13 protein-coding genes are annotated in these 15811 nt (G+C 66.9%); 9 read left to right on the top strand and 4 right to left on the bottom strand.

What is annotated here, in order from left to right:
- The first annotated feature begins 33 nt into the window (after positions 1-33).
- Positions 34-1461: a hypothetical protein gene (locus Poly30_RS15195; protein WP_145198738.1), complete on the top strand. Its 1428-nt coding sequence runs from the start codon at positions 34-36 to the stop codon at positions 1459-1461.
- A gap of 87 nt (positions 1462-1548) precedes the next feature.
- Here Poly30_RS15195 and efp read toward each other — a convergent pair whose 3' ends face one another.
- The 3 genes from efp to Poly30_RS15180 form a co-directional block, all read right to left on the bottom strand.
- Entirely contained in the window at positions 1549-2118 is a 570-nt protein-coding gene (gene efp, locus Poly30_RS15190) for an elongation factor P (protein ID WP_145198735.1), read from the bottom strand.
- Positions 2119-2199: 81 nt separating this feature from the next.
- A complete protein-coding gene (rpoN, locus tag Poly30_RS15185) occupies positions 2200-3855 on the bottom strand; it encodes an RNA polymerase factor sigma-54 (RefSeq protein ID WP_145198733.1) in 1656 nt (551 codons plus the stop codon).
- A 303-nt stretch (positions 3856-4158) separates the two neighbouring features.
- The gene (locus Poly30_RS15180; protein ID WP_145198731.1) at positions 4159-5865 is read right to left on the bottom strand and encodes a hypothetical protein; all 1707 of its coding nucleotides are present in this window, start codon (positions 5863-5865) and stop codon (positions 4159-4161) included.
- Between the two features lie 79 nt (positions 5866-5944).
- On the opposite strand from Poly30_RS15180, the gene Poly30_RS15175 reads away from it, so the two are divergent.
- The 8 genes from Poly30_RS15175 to Poly30_RS15140 all read left to right on the top strand — a co-directional run bounded on the left by Poly30_RS15175 (position 5945) and on the right by Poly30_RS15140 (position 15053).
- Entirely contained in the window at positions 5945-6736 is a 792-nt protein-coding gene (locus tag Poly30_RS15175) for a hypothetical protein (RefSeq protein ID WP_145198729.1), read from the top strand.
- 40 nt (positions 6737-6776) lie between these two features.
- A complete protein-coding gene (locus tag Poly30_RS15170; RefSeq protein WP_145198727.1) occupies positions 6777-7340 on the top strand; it encodes a GGDEF domain-containing protein in 564 nt (187 codons plus the stop codon).
- Positions 7340-8716: a sigma-54-dependent transcriptional regulator gene (locus tag Poly30_RS15165; RefSeq protein WP_145198725.1), complete on the top strand. Its 1377-nt coding sequence runs from the start codon at positions 7340-7342 to the stop codon at positions 8714-8716. The genes Poly30_RS15170 and Poly30_RS15165 overlap by 1 nt, the downstream gene beginning before the upstream one ends.
- Entirely contained in the window at positions 8713-9516 is an 804-nt protein-coding gene (locus Poly30_RS15160) for a UDP-2,3-diacylglucosamine diphosphatase (RefSeq protein WP_145198723.1), read from the top strand. Before Poly30_RS15165 ends, Poly30_RS15160 begins: the two co-directional genes overlap by 4 nt.
- 47 nt (positions 9517-9563) lie before the next feature.
- Entirely contained in the window at positions 9564-10808 is a 1245-nt protein-coding gene (locus Poly30_RS15155; protein WP_145198721.1) for a serine hydrolase domain-containing protein, read from the top strand.
- Between the two features lie 60 nt (positions 10809-10868).
- Positions 10869-11537 carry a (d)CMP kinase gene (cmk, locus tag Poly30_RS15150; protein ID WP_419190216.1) on the top strand — a complete coding sequence of 223 codons (669 nt, stop codon included), beginning with the start codon at positions 10869-10871 and terminating at the stop codon, positions 11535-11537.
- Between the two features lie 252 nt (positions 11538-11789).
- A complete protein-coding gene (locus Poly30_RS15145) occupies positions 11790-13022 on the top strand; it encodes a LamG-like jellyroll fold domain-containing protein (protein ID WP_145198719.1) in 1233 nt (410 codons plus the stop codon).
- 168 nt (positions 13023-13190) lie between these two features.
- Entirely contained in the window at positions 13191-15053 is a 1863-nt protein-coding gene (locus tag Poly30_RS15140; RefSeq protein WP_145198717.1) for a sulfatase, read from the top strand.
- 28 nt (positions 15054-15081) lie between these two features.
- On the opposite strand, the gene Poly30_RS15135 is transcribed toward Poly30_RS15140, so the two are convergent.
- A complete protein-coding gene (locus Poly30_RS15135) occupies positions 15082-15810 on the bottom strand; it encodes a hypothetical protein (RefSeq protein WP_145198715.1) in 729 nt (242 codons plus the stop codon).
- Position 15811 lies beyond the last annotated feature (1 nt).

Raw genomic sequence — 15811 nt, 5'->3', positions numbered from 1 at the left:
ATCGCTGTCCGAATCGGAGACCATGGGCCGTCCATGAGCTCAGACTCACCCGAACCTGTCCCATCCACCCGCGGGTCCGTCGCCGTCTGGATTCTCGTCGCCGCGCTGCTGGCTGGCCTTCTTCGCTTCGTGCGGCTCGGCCATTGGAGCCTGTGGCTCGATGAGGTCTTCACCTGGGGAGATGCCCACAACATCGCCGCAGCGGACAACAAGGCGGGGTACCTCCTCATTCGATGGACGGTCGAGGCTCTCGGCGGTGACCCCACGGAGACGGCTCTCCGGCTCGCGCCGGCGCTCTTCGGTTTCGCCGCCATACCGCTCACCTACTGGGCCTTTCATCCACTCAGCGGCCGTACCCGCGCAGCGACGGCTGCGCTCGTCGTCGCAGTCAGCGCCTGGGAGATCCAGTGGTCCCAGACCGCGCGCTTCTACACGATGGTCCAAGCCCTCGGCCTGCTCGGTGGCGGGGTCGCGATCCGCGGGTTCCTGTCGGCGCGCTGGATTCTGTCGGTGCTCGGCGTGGGGATCGCGGGACTCGGCCACCTCTTTCATCTCCAGGGGGCCGTCGTGGCGGCGGCGATCGGTCTCGCGGGAGTCTTGATCCCGCCCGCCCGTTCGGCTGCCGCGCGCCGTTCCGCGCGTCGCTCTCTCCTGCTCTTCGCTCTGCCCGGAGCGCTCGCAGCGCCCTTTGCATGGTCGGTTTTTGCCAAGTACCTGGCGCAGAAGTCGATCGAGGACCCGATCGCGGGCGTGGCCCACTTCGCGCTCACGACGGGTTCGTTCGTGACGCCCACCCTGGCAGCCCTGGCGCTGGGTGTGGTGCTGAGTGCCTGGGTCCGGCGTGAGCGGGTCGCTCTGTTCGCGGCAGCCGTTCCCGTGATCGGGGGGGCGGCGCTGGCTGGTGCGGCGGGCGCCGCCACCATCAGCGCCCAGTACGCCTTCGCGTTTTTCCCATGGATCGCGCTCCTGGCCAGCTGGCCGATGGGCTGGACCAAGGGCTCCTCCAGGGAGCTGCGACCGCTCTGGCTACTGGTACTCGTCGTGCCTCTGCTCTCGCAGTCGGTGCTCTACTTCACGGTCGAGAAGGGGCAGCGAGCTCGCTGGCGCGAGGCGGTCGAACTCGTGGCGGCGCGGCGCGCTCCCTCGGACGTGGTCGTCGGTGCGCCCGCGCCGGTCGTGGAGTTCTACCTCACCGGTGGGCGGGAGGTCGACGTGCGCCATCACGACGTCGTCGTTCAGCTCGATCGCTACAACCCGCGGCCCTACGCTTACCTCGCTCAGGAAGAGCGCGTGGTGTGGTTCGTCGTGCGGAACGGCTACAACCTGTCGATGCCGCGCAGGGAACGCGCCGACTTCGAGCGCTTCCTCGAGGAAGAATGTCGCCTCGTCGAACACTTCCCGGTGCTCGTCGAGGCGCGTGATCTCTCGATCAGCGTCTGGAAATTCGACCCTGCGCGCTGACAGCCCCGCTACGTCCAGGGGACTTGCAGGCCCCAGTCACTGGCAGGCCCCAGTCACTGGCAGGCCCCAGTCACTCGCAGGCCCGAGTCACTCGGACGCGCGCCCCATGAACTCGCCCGTGTCGGTGCTGACCTTCACCTTCTCGCCCGCGTTGATGTGCAGCGGAACGCGGATCGGGGCGCCCGTCTCCAGCACGGCGTCCTTCTTGACGTTGGTGGCAGAGTTGCCCTTGACCGCCAGCTCGGCCTCGGTGATCTCGAGGACGACCTGGGGCGGAAGCTCGATGGAGACCGCCGTCGTCTCGTGGAACGTGACCTCGATCTCGTCGGACTCGCGAACGAATCGCATCTTGTCCTCGGCCATCTCCTTCTCGAGCTGGAACTGCTCGTAGGTCTCGGCGTCCATGAAGCAGTAGTTGCCGTTCGCCTCCTGGTAGAGGTACTGGCACTTCTTCTTATCGAGGTACGCGACCTCGAACTGCTCCCCGGCGGCCGGACGGAAGGATCCGTTTTGACCCGTCTGCAGGTTGCGGGTCTTCACCTGAATAATGGCCCGCCAGTTGCCCGGCGTATGGTGGCTGTACTCGGTGATGATCTGGAGCTGTCCATCCTTGATGAGGACGAGTCCCTTGCGTAGTTCGGTGGCCTTGAGGTTCATCGCGCCCAGAGGGTAGATGGCCCGGCCACAGAACGCAAATCCAGGCCCCTGGCCCGGAACGGTAGAGGCGGTCTCACGGGCCTAATACTGGCGTCGCTGCGTCGAAGACGGGATCTCCAGCGCCTTCCGGTACTTGGTGACCGTTCTCCGGGCGATCTTGATGCCGTCCTGCTCTTCGAGGGCCTTGGCGATCCCGTCGTCCGAAAGGGGCTTGCGCACGTCTTCGGCTGCCACGATCTTCTTGATCCTTTCCTTCACGGAGATCTGGCTGGTCTCCTCCCCGCTGGTCTTCGTCGTTCCGCCGACGAAGAAGAATTTCAGCGAGAAGATCCCGCGGGGCGTCTGGGCGTACTTGCCCGCGACGGCCCGGGAAACCGTCGAGATATGAACGCCGACTTCGTCCGCGATCTCCTGCATCCGAAGCGGCTTCAGCGCTTCCTCGCCGCGCTCCAGGAAAGGCTTCTGGCGGCGGAAGAGCGCGTTGGCGATGCGCTCCAGCGTAGACTGTCGCTGCAGGAGCGCGTCGATGAACCAGCTCGCGGCCTCCAGGCGCTTCTTGACCCAGTCGCGCTCTTCCTTGGAGCCCTCCTTCAGCTTCTTGCGGTAATCCTGGGTCTGGTAGACCGGGGCCATCCGAAGCTCGGGCGTGCGCTCGCGATCCAGGCGCACGACGACCTCGTCCTCGTCGAGCTCGACGATCACCTCGGGGTGGATCACTTCCGCGGTGACGTCACCGAAGCCTGATCCGGGCGCAGGGTCGAGGCGCTGGAGCAGCTCGATCGAGGCCTTGACGTCCTCGATGTCCTGGCCCGTCGCCTTGGCGATCTGCGGCAGACGATTGGCGCGAATGTCGTCGAGGTGATCCTGGACGAGTTTGCGCATCAACGGAGTCCAGAGCCCGGCCGCCGGGAGCTGCAGGAGAAGACATTCCTGCAGATCGAGAGCGCCGAGGCCAGGATGGACGGCCTCGCGCAATCGCTCCAGTGCGTCGCGTACTTCGTCCTCCGTGACGACCATCTCGTCAGGGGCCAGGTCCTGTTCCTCCAGGCTCAGAACCTGCTCCTCGAGATGCAGTGGAGCCCCCTTCTGGTCGGAATTCCCGCCCGAGTCGATCGCGCCCGAAGTCACGTCTCCGTTCTTCAGCGCCTCCCCGTCTCCGTGGAGGATCTGGAGCTCGTTCTCGAAGGGGTCCTCATCGGCGATTACCGCAGCGATCGGTCGCGTCGCGGAGGACGCCTGGAGCGTGCGCTGCACTTCCAGCGTCAGCTCGGCCGCCAGCGTGGACGGCGTCTCCGTGAGATAACCGCGTTCATCCAGCGACCAGATGACGTACTCCAGGACTGTCTGCTCCCGCGGAGACAGATCCAGCGCCGAGACCTGGGCGAGGACGGAGTGAGCGAAGGTCTCCGCCGTCTCCGGCGTGTTCATCATCGCCTCGTACTTGCGATCGCTGTCCTCACCGGTCGACTGAATTCGGCCGCGCGACCCATCGCCGAAGTCGCGATCGATGCGCTCGAAGAAGTCGAGCATCCCTTCGGCTTCCGCGTCGCCGCCGCTCTCCCGGTCCGTGGTCCGTTCGGCCGCCTCCGAGCCACTCTCGCGGTCGCCCTCGACGACTTCCAGGAAGGGATTCTCCATCAGCTCCTGGTCGATGCGCTCCGACAGGTCCAGAAGCGGAAGCTGCAGGATCTGCATGGCCTGGATCATCTGCGGCGACTGAATCAGTCGCTGCTCCATCCGGGCGGATTGGTGAAGGCCGAGTCTCAATGAGTGATCCTCCCGAAAGGGAGGCGTTCGGTCAGTGGTGGATACGGGGCGAAGGGGACCTGGGTTCCAGCGGGTGGCGTGACGTGAGGGAACGCCAGCGCCAACCATAGCCTATCCCGGTGGGACTACCGCCTTCCAGGCGAAGAGTCACCGGACAAATCTCTTCCCGGAACGTGGTTCGAAGACCCTCGCCATGGGCCTTCATCTCGCATTGATCCGCTTCTCACCCCGCGGCCTCCGTTCCGCCTCTCCTCGGACCTCGGGGTCGGCTCTTCACCTCTGGGTCAGGGTGATATCGAGACCTGCGCCGCGCGTGGATCCACCGCCGATGAGGACGATTCGGCTCGACTCCGTCACCGAGACAGGCTGCTGGATCCTGCCGACGTCGACCGGGTCGGCCTTGCGAACCGTCAGACCGGTGATCGCGCGCCGGTGAGCGAATCCCTCCAGCCTGAAGCCCTCCTGCGACCATTCCACAGCGCACTCGAAGACGCTGCCGCTGAGGGAGAACTCGGCCCGCGGATCGGAGAGTACGGCTTCGCTCGCGATCTGCGGGTCATAGTCGACGATGAGCACGGTCTCTTCGATGTGCGCCACCCGGAGGAGCGCCCCGCGCGCTGCGGGCAGCGTCGCCCGGAACCCGTCCTCGCTCGATGCGACCGTCAGGACGGCCGCTGGACCGACGGGATCCACGCTCTCGAAGAGCGCCTGCACGTCTCGGTCGCGTTCCTCGTTCTCGCCGGGGAGCAGCACCACCGACGAACCGAGATCTGGACGGGCACTCGCCTCACGGCCGAAGATCAGGGTGATGAGCTGGGCAGCGCTCGCGGGCATACGCGCTTCGGGAATCGCGACCTGTAGTGAGTCCCCACCGAGGGCGTGGGGGAACGCGAGCGCGGATCGCCACATGCCGCGCGAGAGGTCGACCACTCGAGCGGCGTATGGATCGAGACTCGCTCCGTCAGGGTCGACCGAGCCTTCCCCATTCGAGGGGGTCCCCATCGAGGGGGTCCCAGCGGTCAAGGCCTCGGCCGTGATCTCGAGTCGGCGTCGAGGCTGCTCTGCCCGCAGTCCCTCCAGGGTGACCACGAGTGGCTCGCCCGGTAGAACCGTCGATGCGAAGAGCACCTGGGTCGACCTGATCGTCGGCTGTTCCAGCTCTCCGAGTTCGTAGACGTCAGGATCGAACGTTCGCGAGGGACCCTCGCTCGCGACGTCCAGCAAGCCCTGGAGGTGGAGCCTCCGGTGCCCTTCCGAATCGAGAACGGTCGAGGCCCAAAGGTGCACGGTCTCGCCCGTTTCGACCACGGCGTTGACCGGATCGGCGATCGACGCGGATGCCGCCACCTCGACGTCGAAGTCGGCGACCACGGGTCGCTGCACGCGCGACCCGAACGCTCCGCGGTCGCCGGACGTGAGGACCATGGACTCATCGATCAAGACGACGCTGTCGGCCGCCTCGGCGGTGAGCGGTCCGTCGTCGATCGGCCCGGCGTCGAGCGACCCGTCGCTAGCGCCGCTGAGGAGGCGAACGCGCGTTCGAAAGCGGAGGCCCTCCGCCATCGCCTGGAATTCCTGGACCGTGTCGTTCGCAGCTTTCACCGCGCCCTGGATCGCACCTGGACCCCCGGCAGCTCCGCCGCGGAGGAGGAGAAATGGGCCGAGGGGCTCGACCGAGATCCCGGCGTCCCGACCGCCCGCCTGATCGACGCGGCGCTCGATGACGGACGTCAGCATCCGCGTCGGGATCACCGGACCGAGGCCGAGCGTGGGATCCGCGACATCGGAGGCCGCCCAGTGGAGATGGCGCCCGTCGAGCCGCTCCAGGGGTCCCCGCAACGGGGGCGCCTGCTCGGCGGGGAGCCGAATGACCCGGCTGGTCTCCTTGTCCACGGGGGCCTGACCGATCGCGGCAGGCGCTGAGATTGCAGGGACAAATGCTGCCAGGAACAGGACGAAGGCGGTTCGGGAGGTCGTCATGATGCCCTTAGCTTGGCATAGTCACCGCGGTCACGCCGACTCTCCTCCCGGGTGCCGACGAAATACCCCAGCCGTCCAGATGCTCAATCTCAAGCTCGAACTCAAGCGCGGGTCCAAGGCCCAGCAAGTTTCCCTCCAGACCGGACTCACACGAGTCGGCGCCAAGGGCGCGCGCGGAATCGATATCGGGATCGAGGGAGCTGCGGGCGAGCTTCACGTGTGGGATAGCCCTCCGAAAGTGGTTCGCGTCCAGGGGGACGACGCCCTCATCGTGTCGGGGGAATCCGTCGATGAGCTCTTGCTCCAGGACGGAACCGAGTTCGCCTGGGCGGGCGTCAAGTTCCGGTTCCTGGACCTTCCGCCGGTGATCGAGGAGATCGTGGAGCCGGAACCGGCGCGCGGCGCTCCGTCCGGCGGCGGGACTCGGCCTACCCTTTCGACCGACCCCTCCGTCCAGCGAGCCTGGGAGCGGGTGGCCGCTGGCCTCCTCGTCGAGTGTGGGCTGGCGGACAAGAGCGTCACGAAGCGCTGGCAGGGCGCCGTGATGCAGAACGAGTGGGACGCAGATGCATGCGCACGGGAGATCCTGGCCGCGTCCGGGGGAGACCTCACGAACCCCAAGCTGCTCGAGCGTGCGGGCCGGTTGGAGCGGGACCTCGTGATGGCGTCCTTCCAGCGCGGGATCCGTGGGGCCTCGCGCAGGGCCCGTGGGGCCGCCCGTAGCGGAGCCGCCTTCTTCGTCGCCAACGTGGTCGCGATCAGCGTCTACAGCGCGATCATCCTCGCACTGCTCATCCTCGCACGCGTAAACTACGAGTGGAGCCTGGACGGCATCATCGACCGTATGGTCGACGCCGTCACGCCTGGATAGGCTCTCCACCGCGACCTCTCCCGCATCTCACTCTTGCTTCATGACCGATAGTTCCGCCGACAAGAGCCTGTTCTCGCTCGCTCAGATCCAGCACCTCATGCGGGTCGAGTTCAACCGAGCCCAGCGCTACGGCTATCCTATTTCCTGTCTCATGGTGGCCGTCGACCGCCTCGGGCATCTGCGGGATCTCTATGGCTACGAGGCCAAGGAGGAGATCGTCGACTCCGTGATCAACCTTCTGAAGGGAGCGACGCGCAGCTCGGACTTCCTGGGTCGCATGGCGGACGATCGGCTGCTGGCGGTCATCCCTCACACCGGGGGGCAAGGTCTCGGCGCCATGTGCAACCGCCTGATCACGAACACGCGCAAGCTCGACTTCCAGAGCGACGGCCGGACGATTCCGATCACGCTCGCGATCGGCGGATCCTACGACGGAAGCGACGACGGCGGCGTCACCGACGCCCAGCGCACGATGTTCTTCGATGCGCTCCTGCAGGCGGCCGAGGAGGCCCTCGAGGACGCCGTGGCTGCGGGGGGGGACCGAGCGCTCTTCGTGACGCCCGATGAACTCGGTGCAGCGGGCCTCGATCCCGCGGGGGGCTGATGCGCGTCCTCCTCGTCGAGGATGAGGTCACGATCTTCGTGACGCTGCGGGACGCGCTGGAGGACGCCGGGCACACGGTGCTCGGCGCATCCGACACGAAGAGTGCGTTCGATGCGCTCGCGACCGAGCCGCCGCCAGAGGTCGTGGTCACCGACGTCCGCATGCCGGGCGACGGCGGGATGGCCGTCCTGAAGCTCGCGATGGAGCTCGATCCCGATCGGCCGGTCCTCATGATGACGGGCTACGCGACGGTGGACGACGCCGTCGAGGCGATGAAGCTCGGCGCGATCGACTACATCCAGAAGCCCTTCCGGAACGAGGCCGTCGTCCAGCGGCTCAGCGTCCTGGGTCGCGTGTCCGCGCTCGTCGCCGAGAACAAGGAACTGCGTGAGAAGCTCGACGCCGCTGCCCCCCAGGGCTTCGATGGCATCGTGGGCGCATCCGACGTGATGAACGCGGTCTTCGACCGTGTTCGCACGGTCGCGGGGACCGACGCCACCGTCGAGATCGAGGGGGAGAGCGGCACGGGCAAGGAGCGCATCGCGCTCGCGATCCACTCGCTCTCCGCGCGCAAGGACGGCCCCTTCATCGCGCTCGGCTGCGGGGCGCTGCCCGCCAATCTCCTGGAGGCCGAGCTCTTCGGTCACGAGAAAGGCGCGTTCACCGACGCCAAGGGAGCGCGCAAGGGGCGCGTGGAACTCGCGAACGGTGGCACCCTGTTCCTCGACGATATCGACGACATGCCGATGCCGCTGCAGGTGAAGCTCCTGCGCGTGCTCCAGGAGCGTCAGTTCGAGCGCGTCGGCGGCGAGAAGACGCTGAGCAGCGACTTTCGCGTGGTGGTCGCGACGAAGATTCCGCTCCGCAAGCTCGTCAAGGAAGGGACGTTCCGCGAGGACCTCTTCTACCGCGTCCACGTCGTGCCGGTTCAGCTCCCGCCCCTGCGCGATCGACGGGGCGACGTGCCCCTGCTCGTCCAGGCGATGATCGAGCGCTACGGGCACGGCCGCCCCTTCGAGGTCAGTCGTTCGACGATGAAGATGCTGGAGCGCTACGCGTGGCCAGGCAACGTGCGGGAACTCGAGAACGCGGTCCAGCGCGCGGTCGCGCTCGCGGGGACGGGCACTCAGCTCGAAGCCGAGGACCTCCTACCCCAGGATGGCCGCTGGCGAGCCACCGCCGAGGTGCAGTCCGACGTGCGTCCCTTGCGGGACGTGCTGCGCGAGGCAGAGGTCGAGCACATTCGTGCCGCGCTCGTGGCGACGGGCGGGCATCGTTCGCAGACGGCGGAACTCCTCGGGATCTCGCGCAAGGTCCTCTGGGAAAAGCTGCGTGACCACGGGATCGACGCGGACGAACCCGAAGAAGGCGCGTGAGCTCCGGTTCCAAGACCGATGCCGAAGGCGATCTGCCCGAAGGATCGATCCCGACGGCGGAGATCGAGCTGCGCCCCGGCGCGTTGGTGATCGCGGATCTTCACCTCGCTCCGACCGGAGATGCACGGACGGCCGGCTTCATCGAATGGTGCGATGGACTCGGTCCCGGCGTGCCGCAGCTGGTGATCATGGGGGACTTCTTCGATACCTGGGTCGGAGCCAAGCAGGTCCGCTTGCCCGGGACGAAAGAGGTGCTCGACGCGCTCCTGCGAGCCACCGCCCGCGGCGCGTCCGTGCACGTGATCCCGGGCAATCGCGATGCGCTCATGGACGCCTCGTTCGAGCGCGCGACCGGGGCCGAGCTTCACGCCGAGGGATTCATCGGAGTTCTCTCGACGACGGGCGGGCGCGCGGCCTTCGTGCACGGGGACTCGCTCTGTACGCTCGATCACGACTACCTCCGCCTGCGGCCGATCTGGCGCAAGCCGTTCGTGCGCTGGATGTCGCGTCACGCGCCGTTCTGGTTCGCGCGGTGGGTCGGCCACCGCATGCGCAAACAGTCAGAGAATCGTAAGGCGTACAAGCCCACCGAGGCGAAGTCGATCCGCCCTGCGGCGGTGCATGCGCTGGCCCGCGCCACCCGCGCGGAGCTCGTGGTCTGCGGTCACGCGCACGATACGCGCGACGAGCGGCTCGAGGGAGGCCCTCGCTTCGTCGTGGTGGGAGCGTGGGGCTGGCCGCACGACGTCTTTCGGGTGGTTCCGGATGGAGCGCTGGTCCCACATTCCCGTGGAGATTAGTCGTTTTCCGTGAACGATGCAGGCGGCCGCGCCGTAGCGGCGGGGACATGAAGCTCTATCTCTCGACAGCCGTGCTGACGCTCCTGGGTGGGAGCAGCGGCGACATCAGCTCCACCTGGCTCCAGGATCCTGCGGGCCAGACCGGGATCTCCCGGAGTGACGCTGCGTCCACGGCGGGCGCCGACGCGGGCTTCTCTTTCCCGTCGGGATCGCTCCCCGGGTGGGAGCGGGACGAGGCGCTGGACGCTCGCCTTCAGGCGGCCCTTGCCGGAGCGGGGATTCCCGGCGCTGTCGGCGCGATCGTCCAGCTGGGCAAGCCCACGCGAGTCGGCGCGGCGGGCCTTCGTAAGGCGGGCAGCGACGTCCCGATGACGCCTGCCGATCTCGTCCACATCGGATCGGATACCAAGGCGATGACGGCGGTGCTCATCGCGCGCCTCGTACAGAAGGGCGAGTTGAAGTGGACCTCCACGATCGCCGAGACGCTTCCTTCGATCGCGAGCGAGATCCACGAGGGCTACCGCGACGTCACCGTGGCCCAGCTCCTCAGGCACGTGGCGGGGCTTCCGGCGGACCCTGACAGCTGGCGCGCGTTCGGCGGCCAAGACCTCCACGCGAGGCGCCTCGGCATCGCGCGGCTTGCCATGCAGGCGAAGCCGCTGACGGAGCCCGGGACGCAGCACGCCTACTCGAACCTCTCGGTCATGATCGCCGGTTTGATGGCGGAGGCCGTCTGCGGAGAGACCTGGGAGGCGCTGATGCGGGCGGAGATCTTCGGGCCGCTCGGTATGACCACCGCGGGGTTCGGGGCGCCCGGCGCACTCGGGGAGGTCGACCAGCCATGGGGGCATCGGAAGGGCGACGACGGCGAGCTGGAGGCGCTTCAGGCGGACAACGATGCCGCCCTGGGGCCGGCGGGCACGGTTCATTTGTCGATGGCCGACTGGGGTCGGTTCGTGACCATTTTCCTGGAGGACGCAGGCTTGGAAGGGCCTGGCGCGTTCCTCAGCCCTGAATCCCGCAAGGCGCTCCTGGCACCGGGCCCGGATGGCGGCTACGGGATGGGATGGATGCTCCTGGAGCGCGGCTGGGCCGGCGGCCAGGCACTGAGCCACGCGGGATCCAACACCTTCTGGTTCGCGAACGCCTGGGTGGCCCCCGAGGTCGACGTCGCGTTTCTCGTGGCCGCCAACGCCTACACCCCGGACGTGGCCGCTCGCCTGGACGGGGTCATCGGCCAGTGCGTGATGGAGATGGTCGAGGCGAAGAAAGGGGACTCGGACCGCAGATAGCGCCCATGGGGAGGGGGTCGCCGATGGTCGGAGGCGTGCCTGTCAGGTAAGATCCTCGCCATGATCATCGCGATCGACGGACCCGCCGCGTCGGGCAAGAGCACGGCGGCTCGGGCACTGGCGAAACGCCTCGGTCTGACCTTTCTAGACACTGGCGCCATGTACCGGGCGGTGACGCTGGTCATCATCGATCGGGGCATCGATCCGAACGACGAGTTCTCCTGCCAGACCGTGGCGAACTCGATCCGGCTGGAGTTCGACGAAGAGGGCAAGATCCTCATCGGCGGTATGCCCGGTGAGCCCGCGATCCGCGGCCCCGAAGTCACGCGGCACGTGTCCGAGGTCTCCGCGCACTCGGGCGTGCGGCGGGCTCTCGTGCGCCTTCAGCGCAAGATCGCGGACGAGTCCGTGGCGGCCGGCGGGGGCGTCGTGGCCGAAGGCAGGGACACGACGTCGGTCGTGTTCCCGACGGCCGACCTCAAGGTCTTCCTGGTCGCGAGTCCCAGGGTTCGCGCGGAGCGCCGCGCCACGGAAGAGGGTGCACCCGAACGCGCGGCCGAGTACGAGAAGGACCTCCAGCGCCGGGACGACTTCGATAGCTCGCGCGAGGATTCTCCGCTGACCGAGACGAGAGATGCCGTCCGGGTCGATACGGACCGTCTCAGCCCCGACGAGGTGCTCGAAGAGCTCTGTGAACTGGCGCGGGTCAGAGCTGAGGCCCGAGACTGAGTCCAGGACTGAGTCCTGGACTGGACCATCGACTGGACCATCGACTGGGCTCGAGCAGCACACAGCGGTCCTGCGCGGCCAGGCGGTGCCTGCGGGGGCTTCCCGAGCCACTGTGCAGACGATCCGCGCACATGAATTTTCCAGGAAATGACCCTGGTAGTATCGCGGGGCGATCTCTGAGGATGTGGGTTCTCCCGCAGCGGCTCATCAGAATCCGAAGCGGATCTCTCCTACCTCCCGAGCCTTCCACCGATGCCCACTCTTTCCACAGCCGTCACCGCCTCGTTGATCTCCTGCGCCGTGGCGACCTCTGCCGCGTCTGCACAGACCGTTCTTCACTACTGGGACTTCAGCTCCACCGCCGACCTCGTCGGCGGCGTGAACACCACGATGGTGGGCGCGCCGGATCTGAGCCTCAGCCCGCTCTACGGTGAGGCCTACGCCGGATCCGGCGCGACGCTCAATACGCTCATCAACGGTGTCAACGGCGGCAGCGGCTATCTTCTCGCCGAGGTCTTCAGCGGTCCCACCCTCGAGATGGACTTCGGGATGAACAGCTTCTCGTTCAGCTACTGGCTCTGGGACGATTTCGCCACCGACGGCGACGCGCGCGGCGGACGCGTGTTCGACAACCTCGCAGGCACCTCGACCGGAATCCAGATCGCAACGACGCTCGCGAACGAATGGAACTTCCGGGTCGACGACGACAATGGCGCTGTCAACATCTTCAACAACGTCATGCCGTTCGTGACCCCGGTCGACCAATGGTATCACGTCGTCGGCGTCGTCGACCGCGGAGCGAGCGAGGTTCGCGCCTACGTCAACGGCACCCTGACCGCGACGGTTCCCCTCGACAACAACGGAACGACGACCCCGATGACTGGCAGCGTCTTCCCGACCCAGGACATGCAGATCGGGGTCATCAACGACGGCCTCAACGCCGGAGGCGCACAGACGCAGGGACTCGACGACCTCGCGTTCTACGACGGCATCCTGTCGGCCTCGGATGCAGCGGCGCTCGCGAGTGGGGCGGTCAACCCACTTTCGTTCGGCGCAGGAATTACGCGCTACTGCTCGCCCGGTGTTCCGAACTCGACGGGCACGCCCGGCAGCATCGACGCGATCGGCAGTGTCTTGGCTGCAGACAACAACATGACGCTGACGGCCGCTTCGCTACCGACCAGCGCGTTCGGCTTCTTCATCGTCAGCCAGACCCAGGGGATGGTCAACCAGCCAGGCGGTAGCCTCGGTGTTCTCTGCGTCGCGGGCGGCGTGGGTCGCTACGTCGGCGCCGGCCAGATCCAGAACTCCGGCGCGACGGGCACGTTCTCGTTGCCGATCGACCTGACGATGACGCCGACGCCCACGGGTCTCGTTCCGGTGATGTCCGGTGAAACCTGGAACTTCCAGGCATGGCACCGGGACTCCGTCGGTGGTTCGGCGGTGTCGAACTTCACCGACGCCGTCTCGGTCAGTTTCCAATAATCGTTGGATCCCATTGGGGTCGGGCGCAACGCCGCGGGCGCGGATCCGGGCGGTGCTTGCGGAATTGCATTCCGTGGCGCAGATTCCTGGCGACCGAATTCAAGAAGCGCGGGGGCGAAGCTCACGTGACGTGAGCTTCGCCCGTTTCGATTTCACCCACCCCACCCCATGCTGACCTCACTCGGCTTTGCCGCCTTCGTGCTCGCTCCGCTCGCCCTCACCTCCTGGAATGGAGGTCCTCCCAACGTCGTCTTCATCATCGCCGACGATCTCACGGCGGAAGCGCTGGGCGCCTACGGCAACCTCGAGGTCGATACGCCCCATATCGATCGACTGGCGCAGCGCGGCGTCACCTTCGACCGCGCTTACTGCCAGTACCCGGTATGCGCTCCCTCGCGTGCTTCGCTCCTGTCCGGTCGCTATCCCCCGGAGCTCGGGGGCGCGAACGGTTCGTACACGAACCTCGACAGCGTGCTCGGCTCTGCGGCGACGCTCCCGGAACACTTTCGGCTGAACGGCTACACGGCAGCGCGCGTCTCCAAGCTCTACCACATGGCCATCCCGGGGGACATCACCAGCGGCGCAGCAGGCTCGGATCACGCGCCTTCGTGGGACCTGACGAACAACATTCTTGCTCCCGAATGGAGGACGCCTGGCGTCGCCGGTCACTACACCAACGAGACGCTCAACTTCGATCCGAACCAGCACTACGGGACAGGCTTTGGCGCCGCGTTCTATACCGTTCAGAGCACGCTATCCGGGGACGAACAGGCCGATTACCAGGCGGCCACGCGCGCGATCGAGCGACTGGACGCGCTTCAGCACACTCCTTTCTTCCTGGCCGTCGGCTTCGTCCGTCCCCACGTGCCCCTCGTCGCTCCGGTCGCAGACTTCCAGCGCTACGATCCCGCCCAGCTGACCCCCGCGGACTCGGTGCCCGGCGATCTCGCCGACATCCCTTCCATCGGTGTCTTCTGGAACGAGACGGCGCGCGGTCCGAACTCCGACGCCGATCGACGCGAGGTCCTGCGTGCGTACTACGCCGCGGTTTCCTTCATGGACGCCCAGGTCGGTCGCGTGCTCGATCGCATCGATGCCCTCGGGCTGGCGGACAGCACGTACATCGTCTTCACGTCGGACCACGGCTACCACCTGGGCGAGCACACGATGTGGCAGAAGCTGAGCCTCCACGAGGAGTCGGCTCGGGTTCCCCTCATCGTCGCGGGACCAGGGCTTTCGCCGGGACGAAGCGCGGCTCTCACCGAGCACGTGGATCTCTATCCCACGCTTGCGGAACTCTGTGGACTGGGTGTGCCGGCGAGCTGCTCGGGCCGCTCCTTCGTGCCCGTGCTTTCCGGGAGCGCGAACTCCGTCCGGAACTCTGCCTTCTCCATGGTGGGCAACGGTTATCTGATTCGCACGGAGCACTGGGCCTACATGCGCTACTCGAACGGGGCAGAGGAGCTCTACGACATGGGTGCGGCCCCGCTCGGCGATGTGCAGCAGGTCACGAATCAGGCGTCCAACCCGGCGTACGCGGCGACGCTTGCCGATCTGCGCGCGCGCCTCGAAGCCAAGCTGCATTCCTTCGACGACGATCCAGGGGAGATCTACTGCGCCGGCGACGGTCAGGGCGGGGCCGGCTGCCCTTGCTTCTTCTTCGGGCAGCCCGGGGAAGGGTGCCTTTCCTCGTCCGGAACCGGCGCACGCCTTGAGGGTTCGGGCAGTCCCAGCGTCCTCGACGACACATTCCGGCTGACCGTGACGGGCGGTCCGCCGGCCCACGTGGGGTTCATGCTTCAGGGGTTGACTCCCGCGGTCATGGTCCTGGGGGACGGGATCCTTTGCTTGAACGTCGGCCAGCGTCTACCGATCCAGGCCCTCGACGGCGTTGGGGCGACGACGTACGCGAAGCTTGGTTTCACGAGCCTCGCGGGTAACACGATGCACTACCAGTACGTCTTCCGGGATTTCGGCCCATGCGGCGGCGTCTACAACCTTTCCAGCGCCTGGCGCGTGACCTGGTATTGATCCGCTCCAGGAGTCATGACCTCGCGGGTCAGTCGATCAGGATGCCTTCCGCGAGGCTGCGCTCCCCTGGAGCGTATTGCAGGATCAACTCTGCGGCCGTCTCCTCCAGCCGCGTCCGATCTGCGACCTCGATCACTCCGGCGTCCAACCCTGCTGTACGAAGAGCGGCATCGGAGATGCGGAAGATCGACAGACCTGTGATCCGTGTCGCTTCGGCCTCGATCATCTCGTTCGTCAGGCGCTCCGGGAGCTCGGGCGCGCCGAACCAGATCGGCACGCCCGCGAGGCTCGGATCCGTGTCCAGCTCGGCGGGCAGCAGGGCGATCGAAACGCCGTCGATATGCCCCTGATTGATGCGCTCCAGGGTCTGCGTTCCGCCGGGTAGTCCGGCGTAGAGCACCGGCTGGAAGAGGTTCGTTGGCCGGACGAGATCCGGGGCGACGCCCAGGACGAGCAGCCAGCCCTCGCTCACCAGGGGCTGATCGGCGCGGTAGGCGTGGGTGTAGGGCGACGCCAGTCGAAAGGGCACCGCCTGGATCAGGCGATGCACCCCGAGAGGGTCGAGCGGTCCGGCCTGCGGAGACGGTTCTGCATCGGAGGCTTCGACGGGGAAACGCGGACGCTCCGTGCCCTCGGACCGCGTGGCACTCCAGAGAAATACACCCGCCAGCGCGACAGCGACGGCGGTCAAGGATCCGATGCGGAGGCGGCGGGATACCGCCAGGGAGCGGCTCTGTGGCCTGGGTGGGTACTTCATG

It is taken from the genome of Saltatorellus ferox, from assembly GCA_007751475.1.
Lineage (GTDB): Bacteria > Planctomycetota > UBA1135 > UBA1135.
Note: the sequence above shows the minus strand (reverse complement) of the source record. Positions and strands in the feature narration are given on the sequence as shown.